This is a genomic window from Cohnella caldifontis (assembly GCF_029360585.1).
GTDB classification, from domain to species: Bacteria; Bacillota; Bacilli; order Paenibacillales; family Paenibacillaceae; genus Cohnella; species Cohnella caldifontis.
On the sequence record NZ_JAQZSJ010000012.1, the window covers coordinates 61,135 to 85,206 of the forward strand.

The following is a 24,072-nucleotide window of genomic DNA, read 5'->3' on the forward strand; positions in this document are numbered from 1 at the left end:
TCTATCCCCCCTTAGTCGTAGATGACCCATTTTTTCTGGAACGCGAACTGCAGACCCGTCAAAATCAAATTGATGACGAGCAGAACGTCGACGATGGCCGCCGCGTAGTTCTGATCGTAATAGACGAACGCGTTTTGGTAATACGCGTAGACAAGGGAACGTACGGCAGGCAGCGCGACGTTCGTCTTGCCGATGAGCAAGTAGATCGAATCGAATATCTGGGTCGCGCCGATCATCAGCACGACCGACGTGAAAAACAAAGTCGGCGTCAGCAACGGCAAGGTGATGTAACGGAACTTGCGGAACCGCACGGCCCCGTCGATTTCCGCGGCTTCGTACAGCACCCTCGGAATGCCTTGCAAGCCGGCCAGGATGAGCAGCATGTTCAGGCCGATCGCTCCCCAGACCCCGACGATGACCAGCGCGAACATCGCGAACCTCGTATCGGAAATCCATGCGACATGCGTTCCGAGCACATAGTTGATGAACCCGTAGTCTTGCGCGAACAGCACGACCCAAACCATGGCCGCCGCGGCGGGCATCGTCACCTGAGGCAAGAAGAAAAAGACGCGGTACGCGGACAACCCGCGGATCTTGGCGTTCAGCAGCACCGCGAAAAACGTGGAGAACACGAGCGTCAGCGGCACGAACAAGACCGCGTAATACAGCGTGTTCCGCAGGTTGCGCCAAAATTCCGGATCCTGGAACAGCCTCTCGTAGTTCGCGAACCCGACCCAATGATTGACCAGCCCGAAATTCTCGGATTTCAAAAAACTGAGGTAGATCGAATATACGGCCGGCCAGCTCCAGAACAAGACCGTGCCGAGCAGGGTAGGCGCAATCATGGCATATGCCCAAACGTACCTGCTTTTCGAATTCATGGCCAACCTCCCCGCATTCATTCGAGGCATTCCGGAACTCCGGAATGCCTCGGACTTTTGGATCGCAACCCGTGCGGATGCCTTATTTGTTGTCGGCAATCGCTTGGTTCATCATCGCCGCCACTTGCTTGGCCCCGTCTTCGATCGAAATCTTGCCGCCCCATGCTTGCGCCATGATTTCCGCTTCTTTCGGAAACCAGACCGGATAAGCTTTCGAGCCGGCCGGGTAAGGCGCCGCGTCCGCGGCTTGATCGATGAACACTTTCAAGTTCAGATGCGGCTTGGATTGCACCCATGCCGCTTGCGTATCCTTGAAGGCCGGAATGGCCGCGCCCATCTGCGCCGTGATTTCCGCGGCGCGTTTGGAGCCGAGGAATTTGAGGAACTGCCAAGCTTCGTCTTTGTGCTTGCCGGAAGCCGACATCACGTTGCCGAGGCCGTTGATGATGTTGCCGCGCTTCGATTTGCCTTTCGGCAGCGGAGCCCAGTTCCATTTGCCCTTGATGATGTCGCTGCCGTCGATGTCGGTCGTTCTCCAGTCGCCTTCGAAGATCATCGCGATTTTGCCGGATTTGAACATCTCGGTGGAGTCCGTGTCGGTCATTTGTTGATGGGTCGGAGAAGCTTTGTCGAGAATCATTTGATACCGGGCTTTCAATGCCTCTATCGAGGCCGGGTCGTCATAGCCGGACTTCGAACCGTCCGCGGTCACGATCGATCCGCCGTTCGCGAGCATATCGTTCCAGTAGCCCGTTTGCGTATCCATCTTGGCCGCGAAGCCGTAGATGCCTTTATCCGGTTGGCTCAATTGTTTCGCGACTTGCGCCAGCTTGGCGTAATCCCACGTGTCGTCCGGGTAGGGAACGCCCGCTTGGTCGAACAGTTCTTTGTTGTACGCCAGCCCGATCGTGTCGAAATCTTTCGGGATCGCGTAGTTTTGGCTATCCAGCGTGTAGATCGAGCCCAGGTTCGCCGCGTAGTCGTTCAGGTCGATCTCTCCGGCTTGCACTTTACCCGTGATCGGCTCCAGGAATTTGCCGGAAGCGTATTTCACGAACTGGCCGCTGTGCATCCAGAACACGTCCGGCAGCGTTCCGGCCGGAGCGGCCGCGGACATCTTGGTCCAGTAATCTCCCCACGGAATGACTTCTACTTTGACTTTGATGTTCGGGTTTTCGGCGGTGAACTCTTTGGCGATCGCTTCCATGGCCGGTTGCTGCAGTTGATCCCAAATCGTGTACGTCAAGGTAACGTTCTCTTTCGGCTTGTCTGACGCTTGGCTGGCCGGGGCGCTTGCCCCCTTGCTGCCGTCCGGCGAGCTTGCCTCACTGCCGTCATTCGATTGGCTGCCTCCGCAGCCCGTCAGCGCCAGCGCGGTCACGACCAGCAAGCTCAGTGCGGAAATCCAAGTTTTTTTGCCGAATGCCACTGTAGTTCCCCCTCGAGATCATGATTTGCAGGCAACGTTCCGGAAAAATTTTGCGCAGATTTTCCCGAATGGCGCCTGACAAGGCGTCCCTTGTGCTTTCATCATAAATCACGAGATTACGGGCAATAAATGCCTCATTTTAAAGATTGCGACCCAAAAATTAAGATCCGCTTTGCAACGACAGGACGCCCGATCCATAATGATTTTGCAGAACTGATTGCATTATATTGCGCAAACTTTTGCATTAAAGAGGAGGATCCTTCATGAGAAAGCCAACGCTGGCCATCATCGGAGCAGGCGCAAGGGGGCTGATCGCCTACGCTCCCTACTTCAGCCGTTTTCCGGAAGAAGCCGAGATCGTCGCCGTCGCCGAACCGAACGAGCAAAGAAGAACGGCATTCGCGCAACGTTTCGATTTGCCGAACGAGCGCATCTTCGCCTCATGGGAGGAGCTGCTGGCCCAGCCCCGTTTCTGCGACGCTCTCCTCATCTGCACGCAGGATCGGATGCATTTCGCCCCGACGATGGCCGCCTTGCGGCAAGGGTACCACGTGCTGCTGGAGAAGCCGATGTCGAACAGCCCTTCCGAGTGCATCGCCATGACCGAGATGGCGCGGAGAACCGGCCGTTTGCTGACCATCTGCCACGTTTCCCGCTATATCCCGTTTTGGCGGCAATTGAAAACGATCCTCTCCGCAGGGACGATCGGGGACGTCATATCGATCCAGCACAACGAGAACGTCGGTTACCTGCATTACGCCCACAGCTTCGTGAGAGGCAACTGGAGGAACGCCTCGCTGTCCAGTCCGATGATCTTGGCCAAATCCTGCCACGATATGGACCTGATCCGCTGGCTGGTCGATTCCGAATGCGCGCGCGTCAGTTCCTTCGGGTCGCTGACCCACTTCCGCCCGGAGAACGCCCCGGAAGGCGCGGCCGATCGGTGCGCGGACGGCTGCGCCGCGGAAGCGTCCTGTCCTTATTCCGCCTTGCGTTTCTACTCGCAAGACCTGAAGGCGAATCCGTACGCCGGGCTGATCGCCGATCCGCCGACGCTCGAGAACCGGATGGACGCGATTAAGAGCGGTCCTTACGGCAAATGCGTCTATCGAACGGATAACGACGTGGTCGACCATCAGGTCGTGGCCATGGAATTCGTGAACGGTGCGACGGCCATGTTCAGCATGTGCGGGTTCACGCGCGATACGAACCGCATCGTGCAGATCATGGGGACGAAAGGGGAAATCCGCGGGGATTTGCATAAGGAGGAGATCGATCTCTTCGAATTCGCCGGCGCCAAACGGACCTTGATCCGGACGCCGAGCGAAGAAGGCGGGCATCAAGGGGGAGACGAGGGCGTCTTGCGCCAATTCATCGCCGACTTGCGCGCGGAGAAGTTCTCCGGTTCGCTGACGTCGGCGGAAGCTTCCCTCGAAAGCCATCTGATGGCGTTCGCGGCGGAAGCCTCCAGGCAGCGACGCGGTGAAGCGGTCGAGCTGAGAAGCTTCCGCGATGCGATCGCCGCCGACGTACGCTGAGCTCGCCGACGGCTACAGCCCGCTCCGGTATTCCTGCGGCGTCATGCCGTAATGGTTTTTGAACAGCTTGATGAAGTATTGCGGTTTCTGGTACCCGACTTCTTGCGCGATTTGGTTGATTTTGAGCTCCTTCCGTCTCAGCAGCCGCATCGCCGCATCCATGCGCACGCGTTGCACGTAGTTGGAGAAGTTTTCTCCCGTCTCGGCCTTGAACAGATTGGAGACGTACACGGGATGCAGGTGAACGTGGTCGGCGACGGACTGCAGCGTCACGTCCTTTACCTGCTCGCCCGCGAAACGGATGATCCGCTTGATGAGGTCGTTCCGGAAGCTGTCGGACAAGCTGCCGCTGTACGATTTCAGCTGCCGCAAGCCGCGGAAGGACCACTCCCGCAACGGCTCGATGCTCCAGCCGGCATCGAGCCTTAGCATTTTCTCGGCTTCCCGGCCGTAGATGTCGTTGAAACGCTTGCCCTTCTTGTGAACGTAATAGGCGAAAGCCTGCATGATCGTGACGTACGCTTCGAAGACGTGCTCTTTCGTTTTGTTTTCCCGGCTTTCCAGTTCCTCGAACACCTTGGTCAGTTTCCGCTCGGCGGCGTCCCATTGCTCGACTTCCAGCAATTGCATGAACGTGGGGGACGCGTACAATTCGGACAATGGGCGTATTTCCTCTACGTTCCGCTCCTGGAGGTCATGGAAGAAGCTCTCGGTCTGAAACCCGATGTAGTCGGTGAACAAGGAAAGCAAGTTATGGTAAACGGCGGACAATTCGTTCGGAAACAAGCTCCAGTTGCTCATGACCACGGAAACCTTGATTTTCAAGAAACGCTTGATCTGGTGCTGCACGAGGCGGGCCAGCCTTTCCGCTTCCTCCAGCCATTCCCTCTCGGAGCTTTCGGACGGCTGCCCCGGACGGACCAGGAAAACCAGGTAATCGTGGTCGTCCTTGCAATGCCAAACGTGAAAGCGGGGGGAGAAGATTTCGTCCGCGATGTTCGTCAGGGCATATTCGAGCAGCGACACGCTGTACAGATCGGTCCCGGCGAAATCCTCCTCGATCCGCATGCACAGCATGAGCACCGGATCGGACTCCCGATACGGCAATTCGTATAGTTTCAGCTTATCGCGCAGCATGGGCGCCGGCGGCATTTTGCCTCCCAGCAGCTCCGCAAGCAGCGATTCCCGCAGCTTCGGCAGGCTTTCCCGGAACAAATACGCAAGCTTCTGCTGATTGACGAGCTGCTCCCCTTCCTTTTGCATGCCGGCGATCAAGGCGCGAATCGTTTTTTCCAGCTCTTCGTTGGCCACGGGCTTCAGCAAATATTCGCAGATGCCTTGCCGAATCGCTTCTTGCGCGTACTGGAATTCGTCGTGCCCCGTTAAGATCACGGATTTGATTTTGACCCATTTGTCTTTGACGACCGATACGAGCTCGAGTCCGCTCATGCCCGGCATCTGGATGTCGGTGACGATAATGTCGACGGAATGGACCTGCAGCAGCTCCAGCGCCTCTTCGCCGGAGTAGGCTTTATGCACGGCCGAAACGCCCATCTGCTCCCACGGGAGTCCGTCCGCCAAGCTGTCCACCAAATGCGTATGGTCGTCCACGATCAAGATTTCGTACATACCCACGCCTCCTCCGAAGCTCACGCGGTCCGTTCCTGAATCCGCCAGCTGATTTCCGCGCGAAGCCCGCCCCACTCGGAAACGCCGAGCGAGAGCCCCGAGCCTTCGCCGAAGAGCAGGATCAACCGTTGATGCACGTTCTGCAAGCCGGAATCGATTTCGCCGCTCGCCGCGATCCGGATTTTCGACAACGCCGCATCCAATTGCGCCTGCGGGATGCCCGGTCCGTTGTCCTCGACCGACAGGCGGGCGATGCCCGATTCCACGCTTCCCCGGATCCGGACGATCCCGAATGCAACGCGTTTTTTGAAGGCATGCACGATCACGTTCTCGACCAGGGGCTGCAGCGACAAACGGGGGATTTCCATCTCCAGCATGGACGGTTCGATCTCGATTTCGTACTCGAAGTCGTCCGTCAGCATGCGATGGATGTCCAAATAGTTGACGACCAGCCCCATCTCTTCGTCGAGCGTCGCCAAGCTCCGGCTGGTCTTGGTCGTATAGCGGTAATACTTGCTCAAATTCATCGTCATGGAGACGGCCGCTTCCTTCTCGCCGAGCTCCACCATGCTTTTGATGTACGCCAGCGTATTGTAGAGGAAATGCGGATTGATTTGCGATTGCAGCTGTTTGACGTTCGCTTCCTTCGTTCGGATCTGCTCCTTGAGCACGTCCTCGATCAGCTCTTCGATTCTGGCGGCCATCGAGTTGAAGCGTTGGTACAAATACCGGAATTCGCCTTTCGGCGGATCCTCCATCCGGCTCTTGTACATGCCTTTCTCGATGAAGTTCATTCCTTGCATCAGCTTCCGGAAAGGAATGCGGATGTTTCTGTAGAGGATAAAGCTTAGAATGCAGGCCATGAACAGCATCATGCCGCTGATCGTGTAGAACATCGCTTGGTTCCGCTTGATGGGGGCCATGATGGTGTCGATCGGCACGTAATCCACCAAATACCACCCGAGCGATTGAACCAATTCCATATGAACCTGGTAGGCGCCGTTTTCCGTGCGGATCAGCAGAGGCCGATCGTTCCCTCCGCGCTCTCCGGGCGTGAGCTTGGGCAGCAACTGCCGAATCAAGGCCTGGTTGGCCGTATAGTTGTAAATCGGAGTTTGGCCGGGCTTATATAGGAAGGGATCCTCCAGACCCTTGATCTTCATGTCGGACAGATCGCTCTTGATTTCCCCTTCATCCACCTTCGCGACGACCGTCAGATCCGCCTCCTCTCCCTTCGAGGTTTTGGCCGGACTGGAAATCGTCTCGATGAAATAGGAGTCGCCGTTCGCTTTCTTCTCGTAGTGCCAGAAACCGTCGATATCCGGCAGCGCGGCCGGTAAGGCGCCCAGGCTGGAATCGCTTTTGATGACCATGCCCGCCTTCGGATAGACGACCGCGATGACCCCTTTCCTCCCGCCGTATCCGACCAGCCGGTTGATTTCTTCGGACACGGTTTTCAGGGTGCGGAAATGCAGCAAATCGTCGCCGAGCAGATCGGGATACGCCAGATTGCGGACTTCCTTGCTCTGATAGAGCATCTTCTGGTAGGAGTCGAACTGGGCGAACAATTGCCCGATTTGTCCGACGAACGTATCGACCTGCGCGCGTTTCGCCTTCACGATTTCCTCGGTCAGCACGCGCGAGCTCGTCTGGTTGGAATAGGCGTACAGCGCGATAATCGGGGTCAACAGCAGGAGCAGAGCGATAACCATGTTCGTGAAAATGCTGGATCGCACCCGGATTCCCCCTATTCCGCAAGGGCCGGCTGATCCGCCCGGAATGCCGCGTATTGTCGCTGCAGCTCGGCCCAAACTTCGCCATAACCGGCTTTCTTCATCGCGGCCATCGCGCTGCCGTACTGCTTCTCGTAATCGACGATGCCCATGTTGATCGGAACGAACTTCTCGTTGTAGACCGCAAGCACCTTGGCGTACTCGTTCTTCACCGGCTCCGGATTGAAATGGAACCCGAAAATCCGGGAGATCCGCGCGTTATCGTCGTTATGCATCATGTCCTGCACGACGGAATCGTCGACGTTCGCCGGAGCCATGAAGTACTTCTTGTTCCGCCACATCCATTCGTACATCAACTGGTCTTTCGTGAGCAGCCGGATTTTGCCGTTCTCGACCCGATAATCCTTGCCTTCCACGCCGTAAATGATGAAATTGTAATGCTCCCGGCTTTGCAGGATCCAGTTCATGAACCGCATCGCGCGCTCGGGATGGGGAGCTTTCGCCGGGATCATATACGCTTCGTTGGAAGGCGCGACGATATACTTCGGCTTGTCCGGCGACAAGTAATACTCCCGCAGCTTGGCCGACGGATCCGCATTCTGGGCCGTCTGCAGGTTCTCCATCGCCCGGGAAACGGCGCCGACCCGAAACAGCAGCTTGCCCGCGTTCTCCTGGTCGATATTCGCGGACAAATTGCCGACGAGCCGTTTATCGATGAGCCCCATGTCCGCCCATCTCTTCCGGACGTCCGCCACCCGTTCGTAAAGAGCGGATGCGAGGTAATCGACGAGTTCCCCCGTGTTCTCGTTGACGGCGAACATCTGATTCTCGTCCAGGAAGGTCAGCGGCTCGTCCGAGAGCTCGCGCCATAAGACGTCTTGGCCCCGGTCGGTCTCCAAATACCCGTAGTAACCCGGATCCGCGGCGCGCACTTTCGCGTAGAACGATTCCAAATCCGCGATCGTCCGAATGTCCTTCATGCCGACCGATTCGAGCAAATCCTGGCGGACGAGGACCGATGTGAATTTGCCCGCCGACGTAAAAGCCTGGGAAGGAATCGCCCACAGCTTGCCGTCGATCCGATCCAGCTTGAAATTGTCCGCCGGGATGTTGGCGGTTAAATCCGGCCCGAACTTCCGCAGCAGTTCGTCGAGAGGCTGGATATATCCTTTGGCTTTATAGTCCGAAACGAACGGCGTGCCGTACCAGACCAAGTCGTAATCTTCGCCCGTCGCCAACGCGAGCTCCAGCTTCGATTGATAGTCCGACCATGGAACGTACGTCAATTCGAGCTTGAGATTCAGTTCCTTCCCCAAGCGTTCGTTCAGCTCGTTATCGGCGAATTCCCGCATGCGGGCCGATTCGTCTCCCGGCATGAGCATCTTCAAGGTCACGAAGTTGTCCGGAACGCCGGATGCGGCGCCGCCGCCCGACGAAGCTTCCGCGCCGTCGGGCGTTCCGTCACAGGCTCCGATCAGCATGCCGAACGCGAGGAGAACGGGTACCGCGAACCGGCGCAACGTTCGATTGATCATCGGCGACGCAAGCCCCCCAGATGGCTGTTGACAACACGATAACACGGCTTGCCGTAAAATTGAACCTCCGGCCCCGAAACCGCGGACCGGCGGAGGAAGCCGCTTGCTTTCGGGCTGCGTTCGCCGCGCCGGCGGACGCCGCATTCGTAGCCTGCGCCCAAGATGCGGCAAGCAAAACGGTCGCAAGCAAAAATGATGGCGTTTTTAAGTTCAATCGTATCATCGCCTGTTCCTTCCGATTTCTCGGAATGGGTTTGCCGGTTTCCTCGCGAAACGTTGTGAATTCCCCCAATCTTCTGGCAGGAAAACCTTGCGCAATCGTCTTTTACCCATTATCCCACTCGGTCCTTTCCCCCGCGATGCCGGGAATTTAAGAAACGCGACAACTTTTTAACAAAAAAAACAACAAACCGGCTTCCGCTGCCGGTTTGCTTAAGGTTGATCGGATTTATCCTCTGGCGGGCGCCGGGCCGCACGACTCGCGCTCGATCAGCTCCGTCTTCAGGCTGATGTGGACTTCGGATATCGTTTTGTTCGTGATGAGCTCGGTCAGCATCTTCACGATCAGCCCGCTGATGTCGTACCGGAATCTTCGGACGGTCGTCAGCGGCGGCGTCATGTATTCGGACAGCTTCAAGTCGTCGAAGCCGACCAAGGAAACGTCTTTCGGAATCTTCAGCTTGAGCTCCGCCAGCGCCTTCATGGCTCCGAAAGCCATGATGTCATTGAAAGCGAACAGCGCGGTAATGCCGCGGTCTTGGCCGATCAGCCGCTTAGCCGCCTGGTGGCCGTGGGATGGATCGAACGCTCCCGCAAGCACGTAACGGTCGTTCCAGGCGAGGCCCAAGTCCCGAAAGGCGTCCTTGCAGCCGTCCAACCGGTTCAAGCTGACGAGATGATCCTCCGGACCCGCGATCAGTCCGATCTTCCGGTGCCCGAGGCGATGCAAATGGGAAATGACCTCGTAGGCTCCCCTGCGATTATCGTAATCGATATAGTTCTGGCTGCGATCGTACCTTCTGCCGTTCGTCACCAAGTACGGAATGCCCCGCGCCGCCAGCTCGTCGACGAGCGGGTCTTCCGCGAACGGATCGAACACGATGGCGGCGTCGATATGTTGATCCGCCAACAAACGGTAAGAGGGGCCGCCGGCCTGCGCTCCGCGGGCATGCGTCGCGAGCAGGAACCGGTGCCCGTGCGCTTCGAATTCTTCCTTCAGATGGCTGAGATCCGTCGAATTGGCGGGATCGTTGTCGACGAAATCGTGAACCTCCGGCACGAAGACGGCGATCGTGTACGATAGGCCGGCGATCTTGGCCGGCGCGGCGCCCGGCTTCAAATACTCTTTGGCGATGTCCATCACTTTGCGGCGCGTGTCTTCGCTGAAGTTGCCCTGGTTGTTGATGATCCGGGAGACGGTGCTGATCGAAACGTTGGCCTTGGCGGCGATTTCCTTCAATTTCAAGAGCGGGGATTCCCCTTCCGGCGCAAACTCATCACACTCATTCTAAAATTTGCGCAAAAAGGAGTCAAACGGTTGCTTACGGGATCGCGACGGGAATGCCGCCCTGATCGGCCGAGCGGATTTCGGCTTCGATGATCTCCAGCGTGCCGGCCGCGCTCTCCGGAGAGCATACCGACACCGGGGTGCCTCCGGCGACCGCGTTCAGGAAATATTTGATTTCGCGATAGTAGCCCATGTCCGGCGAAAGGTCGGCGGTAAAGCCCGGCTCTCCGGCCGGATGCACGTTCAGCTCGCCGTTCGCGAATAGGAGGGTCGCCCGCTCGAAGTTGACCCGGAACGTCATCGAGAAGCCCGCGTCGCCCTGCAGCGTCCAATCGGCTTGGGCGTTCAACACTTTGCCGTCGGGATAGTGGTAATTCGTCGAAACGGCGTCGTATGCGCTGCCCGGAATGACGTTGCGCGCGATCGACGACACCCGCTCCGGCTTGCCGAACAGCCAATGAACGATGTCCGTGTCGTGGACGTGCATGTCCAGCATGCAGCCTCCGCTCCGTTCGCCGTTCAGGAACCAGCCCTGCGGCGCGTCCGAGCCGCGGAAGAAATACCCGGCCGTGACGGCCCCGTAACGTCCGTCCTCGACGCACGCCTTCAAATACTCGTAAGCCGGCCAGAACCGGAGGCATTGTCCGATCATGAGCGTCTTGCCCGTGCGGGCCGCCGTCTCGGCCATTCTCCGCCCTTGCTCGGCGCTCCTGGCCATCGGTTTCTCGCAAAGCACGTGGCATCCCCGCTCGAGCAGCCCGCATGCCAGCTCGGCATGCAGGTCCGTCGGCAGCGTAAGGTCCACGACGTCCAACTCTTCGCTCGACAGCATGTTCTCGATGTCGTCGTACAGCCGGTACGGCGTCAAATCGTAGAACTCGCTGCCGGTCGCGATGTTGCCGCCGGTCTTCGCATGCTTCAATTGCTCGATCTGCATGTCGCAGACGGCGACGAGCTTGATGTCCGCTCCTTCTTCCATCAGCCGCACGTAGTTGTCGAAGTGCATCCTGCCCATGAAGCCGAAGCCGATGAGTCCGATCTTGAGCATCCTTTATTTCCTCCCCAGAATCGCGTCCATCGCGGCGGACGTATTGAGAATGATCTGTTCCGAATAATGCGTATAAGGCGGAATCATCTCCGCGGTAACGTAATTGTCGTAACCTGCCGCGGCCAGCGCTTCCATCACCGCGGGATAGTCGACGTCGCCGGCCAGCAAATCCACGAAGCCGTGAAGCCCGCCCGCTTGACGGCGATAATCCTTGAAGTGGACTTTCTTGATCCGATGGCCGAGAATGCGGATCCAGTGCTCGGGATAACCGTTCGCTACCGTATTGCCTACGTCGAAGTAAGCGCCGACGTAATCCGAGCCGACCGCGTCGAGGAAGGCGCGCATCTCGAGCGGAGACAGCAGGAACTTGTTCCATACGTTTTCGATGCCGATGGACACGCTCGCCTGCTGAGCGAATGGAGCCAGCTTGGAGATCGCCTCCAGCGCCCGATCATACGCGTATTCGTAATCGACTACTTCCGAACCGGGAATGAAGTCCACGCCGACGGCGCCCGGGATGACCAAAATCGCGTCGACGCCAAGGATCGAAGCGAACTCCAGCTGCTTCTTGCAGACGTCCATCGCTTTCTCCCGTGTCGCCGCGCTGCCGCTCGTCATCGGATAGGCCCAGTACAGGCCGGTCGCCAGCCCCGCGATGTCCAGCTGCGCTTCCTCCAGGCGGGCGAGAATGTCGCGAAGCTCCCGCTCCGTCGCATCCAGTCCAAGCTCGCCCTCCTCGTTCAAGCTCAGCTCGATGCCGTCGAAGCCCGCCGCTTTCGCAAGCCGGATGCAGTCCGCGATCGGCGTTCCTTCCCGGAACGACCAAATGCTGATCCCTTTCTTCATGCCGATTCCTCCTCCATTTAGCCGATTCCGATATTGTTGGACGCTCGGGGTTATGCCATAATATCTTCATCATAGATGAAGAAATCGGGATTTTCTTTAGCCATAAAAGAGATTGTTTGGACGATTCCGCGATATTGCGAAGAGGGAAAGGCGGGGGGATGCGAATGGAACAGCCGGCCGATTCCGGATATCCGCTACAACGGACGGCCCCTTTCCGGGAGTGGTCGCCCAGCGTCCATTACGCCCGTCATCAACGGCTTCCGGCCGACGTGCTCCCGCCGCGGAGACTGTACGACTTCGAACTGCTGTACGTCAGCCAGGGGGAAGCGGCGACGACGATGCGCGGCCAACGGTACGCGCTGACGGCCGGACAGCTGATCTTCCTGCCTTCCGGCGTCTATCATCAGAACGAAGTCGTCTCGAAGCAAGGGGCCCGGTTTATCGGCATCCACTTCGACTTTTTCGACGAACTGGACATTCAGACCGAATCGGACCTGGTGGTGAACGAGCAATCGCCGCAGCCGGACAAATTCGCCCGCGAGGCGCTTTCGGACGCCTTCCCTCCGTTGTCTTCCGTCGCGGTCTATCATGTTCCGCTCGTCTTCGTTCAGACGATGGAGCAAGTCGTCCAGGAATTCGAGATGCGTCCGGCGGGCTGCGAGCTGGCGTGCAAAGCGCTGATGCTGAGCCTGCTCTCGCAATTGGCGCGGCTCGTGCGGAGCCGGCTCAACGCCGCGGCTTCTTCCCCGCACGACGCCAAGCTGCACTCCCTGATGGAAGCGATCGAAGCCGACCCCGCCCGTCCGTGGACCAACCGCGACATCGCCGACCGGCTTCACCTGAGCTTGGACCATGCGGCCAAGCTGTTCAAGCAGGCATCCGGTCTCTCTCCCGGCGATTTCATCCACGCGATCCGCCACCGCGAGGCCAGGCGGCTGTTGCGGGAGACCGACCTGACCGTCGAGGAAATCGGCGGGATGGTCGGGTATGGCGACATCCATTACTTCAGCCGCGTTTTCCGCCGTCGCGAAGGCATCTCGCCGACCGACTACCGCAAGCTGTCCCGGATTTTATGAAATCGATTCATCCCTTCTAAACCAAACAAAGGGTGTCCCAAAAGCCATCGTAGATGACTAGGGGACACCCTTTTTTGATGTCTGTAAGCACTACATTATAAGACTACTTCGACGGAATCCAACGCTCATCCCCGGCCGACGTGATTTCGAAAGCATGATCGACGGATGCTTCCTGAATATCGTCATAGGCCCAATGCCGTTTCGGCACGTCCGACCACTGCGGCGCGACTTCTTCGGCGGAGGGGTGCCGGTCAAGCAGCCGGTTGAGGATCGTTACCGCCTCGGCACGGGTTAAATTCTGACCGGGACGGAACGTGCCGTCCTTGTAACCGCTGAGAATGCCGACGGCAGCCGCCTGCCGGATGGCGTTCTCCGCCCAATGGCCTTGCGCGTCCGTGAAGCTCGAGGCAGCAGGAGCCTGCGTCTTAGACCCCGGCGCCAATTTCGCGGCGATGCCGGCCATTTCGGCGCGGGTGATCCGCTGTTCCGGCTGGAAGCTGCCATCCGGATAACCGGTCATCCATCCCTTGGAGGTGACCTCGGCGATGGCATCCACGGCCCAATAGGTCGGCGCTACGTCGTTGTAGTCGGCGGCGAAGTCTGCCGGCGCTTCTCCTTCCATTACCCGTGCCAGCAGAGCCGCCATTTCCGCGCGGGTAATCGGTTGATCCGGTCCGAACACGTTGCCCGGATATCCTGAAATATACGCTTTGTGCACCTGATCCGGCGCGTCCATATGGATCACGGTAAACGTACTGAATTTACGGACCGTAAAACGGATTCCCGAATTCCCTTGCTCGTCGTACGGCACGATCTCGCCTTTCACCAGCTCTTTCGTCCCGTCGCTATGTTCGATGAAAATACCCAATTGCTTCAATTGTTTCTCCGTGAGCGATCGATCCCTGAGCGGCAGTACCAGCGTGACCGGCCGGCTCTGCATATTGGTCTCGATCGTCATCGGACGGCCGATGACTACTACACGATTGTCGCCTGCCGCAGCGCGGACCGCCTGTTCGGTTCTCGCCCGCTTTTCCGCTTCCTGCCGTTCGCTCTCCGTCTTCAGCGGCACTACCCGGAAATAGACGTCTTCCTTCAAGTCCTTCAGAGATTCGCTGGGAATGTCGATTCTCACGTTGACGGTATTGATCTCGAGCCCGATATCCCCGTCCGCCAGCTTATCGGCAGAGGCCTTGGAGAGCTTGACGGATAATTCCGCTACCTCGTCCTTCGCGTCCGAAATGACGATTTTCGCCGACTTCGAGCCGGCCGCGGCAAGCCGTTCGACGGTATCGGCCGCTTGTTCCGGCGTAAAGTCGACTTCATCCCGTTTGCGTCCGTTCGCATCGGTTGTCCGTTTGATCGTCGCTTTGGAAACGACCCCTCCGCTGCCGCTGCCGTTATCCTCCACGTCGACCGTGATGATCTCCGTCTGAGGTTGCGGCGAGGAGCTGCCCGACGACGATGACGGCGGCGGAGTTACAACGGCAGCGGGCGTGGCGGAGGCCTCATTCGAATAAGCGCTGCTTTCGCCCACAGTATTGTTGGCTTTGACCGCGAAATAATAGGTCGTCCCGTTCGTGAGCCCGGTGACCCGATACGTCGCTTCCGTTACGGTCGCGATCGGCCTGCTGTCATAAGTGCCGCTGACGTTGCCTTGATAAACCGAATAGTTAGCCGCACCGACTACGGCGATCCAATTCAGGGTGACCTGCGAATCCCCGGCGACCGCCGTCAGATTCGCCGGCGCGGCAGGCGGCGGCACCGCGGAAGGCGTAGCGGCGGCCTCATTCGAATAATCGCTGCTTCCGCCCGCAATGTTGTTGGCTTTGACCGCGAAATAATATTTCGTCCCGTTCGTGAGCCCGGTGACCCGATACGTCGCTTCCGTTACGGTCGCGATCGGCGTGCTGTCATAAGTGCCGCTGACATTGCCTTGATAAACCGAATAGTTAGCCGCACCGACTACGGCGATCCAATTCAGGGTGACCTGCGTATCGCCGGCAATTGCCGTCAAATTCGCCGGCGCGGCAGGCGGAGGCACCGCGAGAGTCGTGAAGGTCTTGACCTCGCCGTAACTCGTTCCGACGATGGTCGTCGCGTAACTTCGCACGTAATAAGTCGTCTCCGGCGCTAATCCCGCGAGCGCAACGGAAAACGTCCCGCTCCCGGGCGTTCCCGCGACCGCTTTGCCGTCAGCCGTGGTCGGCAAGGTTACCGTGTCCGAGTAGACGACCCCCCGCTCGGTTACGTTCGCCCCGCCGTCCGCCAATACGTTCCCGCCGGCGGTTGCCCCGACATCGGTTACGTTCGCGGGAACGGCAGTGGACACGATCGGATTAACCATATGCTTGTACGGGAGTCCGTTGCTTCTTCCCGTTGCATACACGGCGCCGTCAGGACCGACGTCGATTTTGCTCATACCGCCTGAATTCCAGTCAAGATTCTGAAGCGCTAACGGTTCCTTCTGCATGTCTAGTACGTATAAATTATTGACGATCTTTACGTAAGCGAGCCCGCGAAAATCAAAATCAAAGGAAACTTGATCTTCGGAAATGCTGTAGACATAATTGCTGACGACGAGCTGCAGTCCCGAATCCGTATGCTTCATCAAATTGACCTGACTTGAACAGGGACCACCGTAACCCCCGCAGCCGCCCGTAACGATTCCCATCAAGTAAAGAGCGCCGTCCGGGCCGAACCGCATATCAGCCGGACGTCCCGAACCTGACATATCGAGAAACACGGACCATGCGTGATCTCCGGCAGACAGCTTGAACACCTTTTGGTAGTAGTAATCGGCAACGTAGAGATTCCCGGCCGCATCCACGGCAATGCTGGTCAGATTGGTGAAAGGATCGCCAGGATTGCCGGTTTCGCTATAAGTGATATCGGTCCAGTTTTCTTCCCCTGCGTTTAGCTTCTTCACGGTAAATTCAGCGATGGCGTAAACATTGCCTGCGGCATCTACGGCGATACTTTTGATGGGAAAAGTGGAGTTGAAGCCTAAATCATAGGTTAGATCCTTCCACTCGTTGCTCCCGGCCGGGAGCTCCTTGACATGACTCACGCCAGCGCCATAGTAAGAGACATATAAATCGCCTGCTTCAGTGACGATTGTCCGAGTAGCCCAGCCCGTACTCAGAGGGAAAGCTGGAGGGATGCTTGATTCGGCAGCGGACCAGAACGGAATCGAATCCGCCGCCGCGGCCCGAGGGAAGGGTAGAAACGGAAGTGCGATCACGAATGCCAAAATGATGGCTAACCCGCGATTGGATGCTTTTCTGCCAAGATGAAACACATTCACTGCGCAATCTCTCCTTTTGTCTCCGCTTACTCTCCTCCCATTGTAAAATGAAGGACATTAACAAAACCTTAACAAGGGGCTGTCCCAAAAGTAAGTTTTGCTCACTAGGCAGACAGCTCGCACAACTGCCTTCTTAAGCAAATTATGGGCAAGCGAGAGCCATCCGACCTCCAAGCTTACCTTTGGCAGGCCGCGAAGCAGAAACCTCCGGAACCCCCGGTCGTTCTTCATTTGACCAAACACGCTTTCTGGTTCGATCATCCTCCGGACCGATAATGCATAGCCTTCCTCGCTCCGAAGCTTCTCTCTTTGCAAAAAGCAAAAACAGGGCCGTCCCTCAGGTCACTTCGTGACCTTTTGGGACAGCCCCGACCGCAATGGTATATGAACCTTAATTCCGTTCGGCGGGCTTTGGCTCCGCCGCGTGATCGACAGAGGCCTCTTGGATTTGTTCATAGGCCCAATGCTTAGGCGGGACATCCGCCCATCTTGGCTCCGTACCGGACAGAGGGCCTCGGCCAAGCAGTCTGTTAATGATCGTCACGGCTTCAGCGCGGGTCAGCGCTTGGTCCGGGCGGAACGTTCCGTCGGGAAAGCCGCTCATCACCCGGGCCGCCTCCGCTTGAGCGATGAACGATTTCGCCCAATGCCCCTTGGCGTCCGGGAAAATTCCGCCGCCGGACGCGTGGCCGCTTAGCAGCTTGGCTGCAATGCTCGCCATTTCCCCGCGGCTGATCGGTTGATCCGGCTTGAAGCTGCCGTCGGGGTATCCCTGCATGAGGCCGGACTGCGCCGCCTGAACGATCGCTTCATCCGCCCAGTGGGCCTCGGTTACATCTTGATAAGCGGGCGTACTCCGGTGATTTTCGGTATGGAACATGCTTGCCAATATCGCTGCCATTTCCGCCCGGGTAATGGACTTGTCCGGACCAAAAGTGCCGTCGGGGTACCCGGCGATATAGGCTTTGTGCATGTCATTCATCCCCACGACCGTAAAGGTGCTGAACTTCGTGACCGTGAAGCGGATGCCGGGCTTGCCGGTATCGTCGTAAGCGACGATTTGCCCCCTGACCAACTCTTTGGTTCCATCGCTATGCTCGATGAATACGCCCAAGCTTTTCGTTCGTTGCTCACTCGTCGTCCAGTCTCCCAAAGGCAGCACGAGCGAAACCGGGCGGCTCGACAGGTTCGTTTCGATCGTCATCGGACGGCCAACGACGTCGATGCCGTCGTTCCCCGCCGCTTCACGCACTAGCCGTTCCGTCCGCACCCTCTCTTCGATGGTTTTGCGCTCGTTTTCCGCTTTGATCGGCACGACGCGGAAGTAAATGTCATCCTTGAGCTCGGCGAGCGATTCTTTCGGAATGTCGATTCGCCCGTTGACCGTGTGGATTTCCAGCCCGATTCCCGCGCCCGCCAATTGCTCCGTTGCCGATTTGGGAAGCGTTACGACCAGTTCCGCCACTTCATCCTTCGGATCGGGTATGACCAGGCGTGCCAAGTCGGAACCCGTTGCCGCAAGCTGCACGACCGTGATTGCCGCCTGTTCGGGCGTAAAACTCACTTCATCCTTCTTTCTGCCGTTGGCGTCCGTCGTCCGACTAATCAGCGCGTTCGATACAACCGCCCCTTTACCGCCTTTTCCATCCTCTACATTAATCTTGATCGTCTCTTTTTGCGGGTCGGATGCTGCGCTGCTGTCGGTTGTCGAAGACGACGACGACGACGATGACGTCCGTAGCCTGATCGTAGCCGTGATCGCCGGGGCGGTAATATTACCTGCTGCATCCCGCAGCTGCATATACACGGTCTTACTGCCGTCGCCGGGGGAGAGCATCCAACTCTTTGCCGAAGCAAACGGCTCCCACGGGTTCCACGTAAGGTTGTCGCCGGAGAAACGCATCTGTACGTCTCCCGATCCCATGCCGTCATTGCTTGCTGCTGTCAAGGTGACGGAGGCGGAGCCGGTTTCCGCCGCTCCGCCGTTAATGCTAAGCGTTCCCGTCGGAGCGGTTTTATCGAACATGACGCTGCTGCCATCCGTTGTCGCGGCGACCTGAGCGCCGGCATTCCCTTGCGCATCCTCAAAGTCGATCGTAAACGGGATATTCCCTTCGGCTTCCGTCCCGGCGAACGTATACAACACTTGATATACGTTCGCGCTCACCGTCGCCACATCCGCGGACCGGCCTGCTATCGTGACGACCGGAGTGCCGCCCAGCGCTTTGTTGGCTGCAAACGTCAATGTAACGGTATCGCCGGTTTTCGCGAATCGGGGAGCCGGGTTGCTGCTCGATAAGCTTACCGGCGTCAGTACGAGGGGCGCTTCCGCCATCGGCATTGCGCTCGCTTCGTTGGAATAAGCGTCGCTGGCGCCCCCGTCGTTGCCTGCCTTAACCGCGAAGTAATACACGGTTCCGTTCGCCAAGCCGGTTACGGTGTAAGTCGTTCCGGTAACGGTCTTGATCGGACTCGCTCCATAGCTGCCGGTCGCCGATCCTTGATAAATGTCGTAATAAGCAGCTCCCGTCACGCTGCTCCAGCTTAACGCGACTTGCCCGTCTCCGGCCACCGCCGTCAGATCGACCGGCGCCGCAGGCGGAGTCGGAACCAGCGTCCAGCGAAGCTGCGGGTAGCTGCCTTCGGAGAACGCCCATACCGACGTATCCCAACCGCTCAAAACCGTACCCGATTGCAAAAACGCGGTCGTTTGCCCAGTGCCGCCCGAGCTTGCCGTTTGTCGGCTCGCAAGTTTATCCCAGTAAGACCCGAGGAACGGATCGCCCATGTTGTTGTTTTGCCCGATCAACCCGCCAACCGAACTGCTTCCCGTAACTTTGCCCGCCGCAAACGAGTTCGTCAACGTACCCCGGTTTTCGCCGATCAGACCGCCGGTCTGAAGTCCGCCCTGCACTTCGGCTAAGGAGTAACTGTCAATTACGGTTCCCCGGCCATCGTTCATGCCGACCAGCCCGCCGATGTCAATCGTGCCGGTGCCGATCACCTTTCCGGTCGAGAAGCTTGCCCGCACGGTCGCCAGCGGAGCGCCCGACCCGCCGGGACCGACATGGCCGACCAGTCCGCCGACATGAAACGAGCTCGTACCGGCGCCGGTGACCGTACCGTCCACCCGGCAGTACTCCACCGTACCTTCCTTCAAATATCCGACCAGTCCGCCCACGTATTCCTCGCCCGTCATGCCGGGGGCGGCCAATTCGACCGTTAGGCGGGTAATTTTCGCCCCTTTGTCCGCATAGCCGAACAGCCCGACATAATCTTCGCCGCTGCGGCTTGACCATAAGCCGGTAATCTTTTTCCCGTTGCCGTCGAACGTGCCGGTGAACGCGAGGCCGGCCGTATTCGCTCCAATCGGCTGCCAGCCCTTCCCCCCGTTGTAGCCGGGACCTCCGCTTGCCAAATAATCCGTCAAATCGATGTCGTTCATCAGCTTGTACGCTTTATCCAGAGGGTAACTGTCGCGGATCGCAGCCAGCTGCTCCGCCGACGTCACCAGATACGGGTCTTCGGCGGTGCCGCTGCCGCTGATGGAGGGTACCGACGGATCAGCCGTCCACTTCGCATACAGCGTCACATTGTCCGTTTCTATACTGATCGTGTCGCCTGCAGAGTAACTCAGGCCGCCGCCGTCCGGCTGCGTGCTCCAGCCTGCGAAAATATAGCCTCTGCGGGCCATGCTTCCCGCTCCTGCCACCGTCGCCGTATCTGCCTGTTCATACAGGATGCCGTCGATCGGCGGGCTTCCGACGTTGCTGCCGTTGCCGTCATACGTCACCATATAAAACGGGTCGGACTGCACGATAGCTCCGGTCGCGCCGGTCGCGACGAAGTCGAACCGCCGTAGCCCACCGCATCAAGGTCGTAGGACGTACCCGAGCTGCGGCTTGTCCACGTGATCCCATTCGCGGAGGTGAGAATCGTCCCGGAAGAACCCACGGCCACATACGTGCCATTCTTATAATAAAGTCCTTTGAGCGCAGCGGTGCTGCCGGAAAACCCGCTCATCCAGAACGTCCCGTCGCTTGACGTCAGAATCTTACCGTTGGAGCCGGCCGCTACAAATTGGTTATTCCCATATACCACGTCATATAGCTGGCCTGACGCAAAGGGAGAACGATTCATCCAATTGGAACCATCTTCAGAGGTGAGTATAGCTGCGGTTGCGCTCGGCCCAATGCCGCTTGCCCCTACGATTGCAAAAGTTCCATTGCCATAAGCGGCGCCGTACGGCACGAACCCGGGATCCAGCGTCTTCACGGTCCACCCGGTACCATTTGAGGAGGTCAAGACGACCGGCGTGATCACGAGTTCGAAATCATCTGTATAATCCGTTGCAAATCCGACTGCCACAAACATCCCCTTGCCGTAGACCACATGTTGCAGGGCGGCATCGGTTCCCGAATTTTGCGGGAACCAGGTCAATCCGTCAGCGGAGGTGAGAATCGTGCCGCCGGCGCCCACCGCCACAAATTGGCTGCCGGCGAAGACGACGCCGTTAAGCTCATTCGCGGTACCCGAATTTTGACTCGTCCAGTTGACACCGTCCGGCGAAGTGGCCATTTTTCCGTTGTTGCCTACCGCCACAAACAGCTGGTCTCCGTCTTCGCCTCCATAAACGACCGAAGTAAGCGGCACCGGCGTTGGCAGCGGACTGCGCACATGCCACTGACTCAAAGGCTGAGCCGAGACGCTTGCAGGAATAACGGGCGCCAACAACAGAAGGATAATCATGCAAACGTAAAAACGATGCTTCTTCATTCAAAGATCCTCCAAGAGCAAAGTTTTGCCCCATTTTGTCTCCGCTTACTCTCCTCCCATTGTAAAATGAAGGACCTTAACAAAACCTTAACAAAACCTTAACAACCCCATCTACGGTCAGGTAGATGAGGTTGAACGGTAGAATGGCTAACGTTGCTTTTCAAGTGATGCCCCTGGTCCGGTCACCGGAAGAAACCAACTGACGGTACACTTCGACGGTCTCGTCCTCCAGTTCCGCGTCGAGACGCTCCCTGACGGCATGTTTCAATTGACGGTACACCTTGATTCCCTCGTTGCGGTTCCCGTTCTCCAAGTGAAACCGGATCAGCTCGCGCCCGTCTTTCTCGCAGTCCGGCGAAACGGCAAGCAGGAGCTGCAAACCCTCCATGACGAACGAATGCCGGCCGGTTATCCTGAAATGGCGGATGAGTTCCCGCAGCGCTTGCACGTACTGGGCCGCCAGCTTTTCCCTTCGCTCGGCAGCCCAGCGGTAATCGCAGTCCCCCAAGTAATCTCCTTTATATAGAGCGGCGAGTTGCTTCAATCGCCGCTCGCCGAGTCCCTCTCCCCCGATCGTCTCGTCCAGCAGCTCCTGCAGCTCATCGGCATCGCATGCCGCATTCTCAAGTTCGAGCGCGTATCCGCTGTTGGTTTTTTGCAGCTTGATCCGCGACTCTAAACCGGTTTGCCGCAGATTTTTTCTCAGCATGGAAACGCAGGCGTACAGGTAGCCGCTTGCCTTCTTGACGTCGGCGTCCGGCCACAGCGCTTCCAGAATGACGGAGTGCTCGACGGCCTGACCGCGGCAATGCACCAGAAAGGCGCATAGCTCCTTGACTTTGTTCGTCCGCCACGAAAGCCGGCCGCCGTGCGGGTAACCCGGATGAACGGAGAAGCCGCCCAAACAGGAAATTTTCGTTCCGGCTCCGGGGTCGGTGTTTACCGAATGTTGGGTCACGGCCGCTTGGAGCCAATTCACCGTGTTGCGCACTCTATCGATTTTGAACGGTTTCAAAATATAGTCCAGCGCCCGGATTTCAAAAGCTTCGATGGCGAAATCCGCATAGGCGGTCGAGAAAACGATTTGCAGCTCCGGGCGGACGAGCTTCAGCGCTTTGGCGACTTCCACCCCGCTCATGACCGGCATATCGACATCCAGGAAAACGGCGTCTACCCGCTCCGCGCGAATTTGCTCGACGGCGGCAACGGGATTTTGCGACTTCCCGGCCACCTCGATATTCCCGATTTCCAGCAGCAAGATTTCCAAGAGGTTCAAAGCATGGACCTCATCATCCACGAGCCAAACTCGAAGCATCGTACTCCTCCATAGATTGTCAATCTTTGTCGATTGGCCTCTACTTCTGATAGTAAATGTTTATGGAGGAGCGTCAAGCCATTCTTTAATAGAACGTCATGGAATTTCTGCGATCCCGATCCCGTTGCCATCCATCGCCTTACCGCCTGTCCGCGACTGCATCCACCGCCTGCTGAATTTCCCGCAGCGCCGATTCCAAGCTTTGCCCGGACAAGTACCGGTTCACGCCTTCCTGGATCTTCACCTGCAGCGACTCCGTGGACACCGTATGCGGCCAATACAAGGTGGCGTCCGGACGGGTGACCACCGCCGCGATTTTCGCCACGACCGGATTGTCGATCCGGGCGGAAACGACGGACGGCACGGCCAACGCGCCCGCGGCCAGCTTCTCCTGGTTGGCCCTGCTGCTCATGAATGCCACGAACCTCTTGGCTTCCTCCGGATGCTCCGTTTTGGCGTTGATGACGCGGTACGTGCCGACGTTAATGTTGGGCACCGTCTTGTCGCTGCCGGGAACGAGCATGAAGTCGATATCGTAATGGGGATTGCGCGCCGTGATGCTCGGGATGTCCCAGGTGCCGGTAATGATCATCGCCGCTTTGCCCTGGCCGACCAAGTCTTTGGACTGCTCGTGTTTCATGCCGGACCAATCGGGCGGAACGTAGCCCCGGACGATGATCTCCTTCTGCTTCTTGACCGCGTCTACGAACGCGTCGTCCGAAATGAGGATTTGACCGCTCTCGAGCTTCCTCGTCCAGCCTTCGTCCGCGCCGTTGTTGGACATCATGGAACCCCAGAAAAATTGCGCGGTAGACCATTCGGAATCCATCGCGATCGGGATGTAGCCCGCCTGCTTCAAGGCTTCGCATACCTGGATGAACTCGTCCCACGTCTGGGGAACGCGCAGGCCGAGCTGCCCGAACAACGTCTTGTTGTATAACAAGCCGTCGCTGTGCATCACTTCGGGAGCGCCGTATACTTTGCCGCCGATCGTGACCGGTTGGAGCGAGCTGGGGAAAAACTCGTTCAGGAAGCCCGAACCCGTCAGGTCGAGATACAAATCCTTGCGCAGGGCGCGGAATTCCTCGAACAGGCTCGGAGACCAGGTGTCGAAGACGTCCAGCTTTTCGCCGCCCAGCAGGCGGATTTTGATGCCGGCCATATAATTGTTGTTCTGGATGAAATCCGGTTCGATCTTGATGTCCGGATTTTGCGCTTCGAACTCCTTAATCGCCTCGTAGTACACTTTGCCGGCCTGGGCCGTATCCAGCAAATAGCTGGAATAACGGAGGGTAACCGGTTCCTTCGAGCCGTCGTCCCGATCGCCTCCGTTCAGCATGGACACGTCAAGACGGCTGCCCGGACCGCCGCAAGCCCCCAACAAAAGCGCGATCGCCAAGATCGTCAGCCCAACTCCCCGCCCCCGTCTTCCTGCCACCCGGCTCTCCCCCTCGC

General features: G+C 58.1%; 15 protein-coding genes and 1 pseudogene. 2 read left to right on the forward strand and 14 right to left on the reverse strand.

Annotated elements, in window-relative coordinates:
- Nucleotides 1-11: 11 nt before the first annotated feature.
- Nucleotides 12-881 (reverse strand): carbohydrate ABC transporter permease, encoded by an 870-nt coding sequence (locus PTZ19_RS16720; RefSeq protein ID WP_276356219.1) that lies wholly within the window; start codon nt 879-881, stop codon nt 12-14.
- 82 nt (nt 882-963) lie between these two features.
- Complete coding sequence (locus PTZ19_RS16725) at nt 964-2,310, reverse strand: ABC transporter substrate-binding protein (RefSeq protein ID WP_276356220.1); 1,347 nt, start codon at nt 2,308-2,310, stop codon at nt 964-966.
- 263 nt (nt 2,311-2,573) lie between these two features.
- Between PTZ19_RS16725 and PTZ19_RS16730 the strand changes: the two genes are divergently transcribed.
- Nucleotides 2,574-3,848 (forward strand): Gfo/Idh/MocA family oxidoreductase, encoded by a 1,275-nt coding sequence (locus PTZ19_RS16730; protein ID WP_276356221.1) that lies wholly within the window; start codon nt 2,574-2,576, stop codon nt 3,846-3,848.
- A gap of 12 nt (nt 3,849-3,860) precedes the next feature.
- Here PTZ19_RS16730 and PTZ19_RS16735 read toward each other — a convergent pair whose 3' ends face one another.
- The 6 genes from PTZ19_RS16735 to PTZ19_RS16760 form a co-directional block, all read right to left on the reverse strand.
- A complete protein-coding gene (locus PTZ19_RS16735) occupies nt 3,861-5,477 on the reverse strand; it encodes a response regulator transcription factor (RefSeq protein ID WP_276356222.1) in 1,617 nt (538 codons plus the stop codon).
- A gap of 20 nt (nt 5,478-5,497) precedes the next feature.
- Nucleotides 5,498-7,213, reverse strand: coding sequence for a sensor histidine kinase (locus tag PTZ19_RS16740; protein ID WP_276356223.1), 1,716 nt, complete (start codon nt 7,211-7,213; stop codon nt 5,498-5,500).
- 11 nt (nt 7,214-7,224) lie between these two features.
- Nucleotides 7,225-8,745 (reverse strand): extracellular solute-binding protein, encoded by a 1,521-nt coding sequence (locus PTZ19_RS16745; RefSeq protein ID WP_276356224.1) that lies wholly within the window; start codon nt 8,743-8,745, stop codon nt 7,225-7,227.
- Between the two features lie 448 nt (nt 8,746-9,193).
- Nucleotides 9,194-10,210 carry a LacI family DNA-binding transcriptional regulator gene (locus PTZ19_RS16750; RefSeq protein ID WP_276356225.1) on the reverse strand — a complete coding sequence of 339 codons (1,017 nt, stop codon included), beginning with the start codon at nt 10,208-10,210 and terminating at the stop codon, nt 9,194-9,196.
- A gap of 76 nt (nt 10,211-10,286) precedes the next feature.
- Nucleotides 10,287-11,300, reverse strand: a complete 1,014-nt coding sequence (locus PTZ19_RS16755) for a Gfo/Idh/MocA family protein (protein ID WP_276356226.1) — start codon at nt 11,298-11,300, stop codon at nt 10,287-10,289.
- 3 nt (nt 11,301-11,303) lie between these two features.
- Nucleotides 11,304-12,146: a sugar phosphate isomerase/epimerase family protein gene (locus PTZ19_RS16760; RefSeq protein ID WP_276356227.1), complete on the reverse strand. Its 843-nt coding sequence runs from the start codon at nt 12,144-12,146 to the stop codon at nt 11,304-11,306.
- Nucleotides 12,147-12,310: 164 nt separating this feature from the next.
- Here PTZ19_RS16760 and PTZ19_RS16765 point away from each other — a divergent pair, with 164 nt between their 5' ends.
- Nucleotides 12,311-13,222, forward strand: coding sequence for an AraC family transcriptional regulator (locus PTZ19_RS16765; RefSeq protein ID WP_276356228.1), 912 nt, complete (start codon nt 12,311-12,313; stop codon nt 13,220-13,222).
- Nucleotides 13,223-13,325: 103 nt separating this feature from the next.
- Here PTZ19_RS16765 and PTZ19_RS16770 read toward each other — a convergent pair whose 3' ends face one another.
- From PTZ19_RS16770 to PTZ19_RS16795, 6 genes and pseudogenes are all read right to left on the reverse strand, one after another.
- Nucleotides 13,326-16,148 (reverse strand): S-layer homology domain-containing protein, encoded by a 2,823-nt coding sequence (locus PTZ19_RS16770; protein ID WP_276356229.1) that lies wholly within the window; start codon nt 16,146-16,148, stop codon nt 13,326-13,328.
- 435 nt (nt 16,149-16,583) lie between these two features.
- Nucleotides 16,584-16,835: pseudogene (locus PTZ19_RS16775) on the reverse strand (transposase); the annotation flags it as partial.
- 82 nt (nt 16,836-16,917) lie between these two features.
- On the reverse strand, nt 16,918-20,343 hold the full coding sequence (locus PTZ19_RS16780) for an S-layer homology domain-containing protein (protein ID WP_276356230.1): 3,426 nt from the start codon (nt 20,341-20,343) through the stop codon (nt 16,918-16,920).
- Complete coding sequence (locus tag PTZ19_RS16785; RefSeq protein ID WP_276356231.1) at nt 20,316-21,302, reverse strand: WD40/YVTN/BNR-like repeat-containing protein; 987 nt, start codon at nt 21,300-21,302, stop codon at nt 20,316-20,318. The genes PTZ19_RS16780 and PTZ19_RS16785 overlap by 28 nt, the downstream gene beginning before the upstream one ends.
- A gap of 160 nt (nt 21,303-21,462) precedes the next feature.
- Nucleotides 21,463-22,617, reverse strand: a complete 1,155-nt coding sequence (locus tag PTZ19_RS16790) for a response regulator (RefSeq protein ID WP_276356232.1) — start codon at nt 22,615-22,617, stop codon at nt 21,463-21,465.
- Nucleotides 22,618-22,756: 139 nt separating this feature from the next.
- The gene (locus PTZ19_RS16795) at nt 22,757-24,055 is read right to left on the reverse strand and encodes an ABC transporter substrate-binding protein (protein ID WP_276356233.1); all 1,299 of its coding nucleotides are present in this window, start codon (nt 24,053-24,055) and stop codon (nt 22,757-22,759) included.
- Between the last annotated feature and the right edge of the window lie 17 nt (nt 24,056-24,072).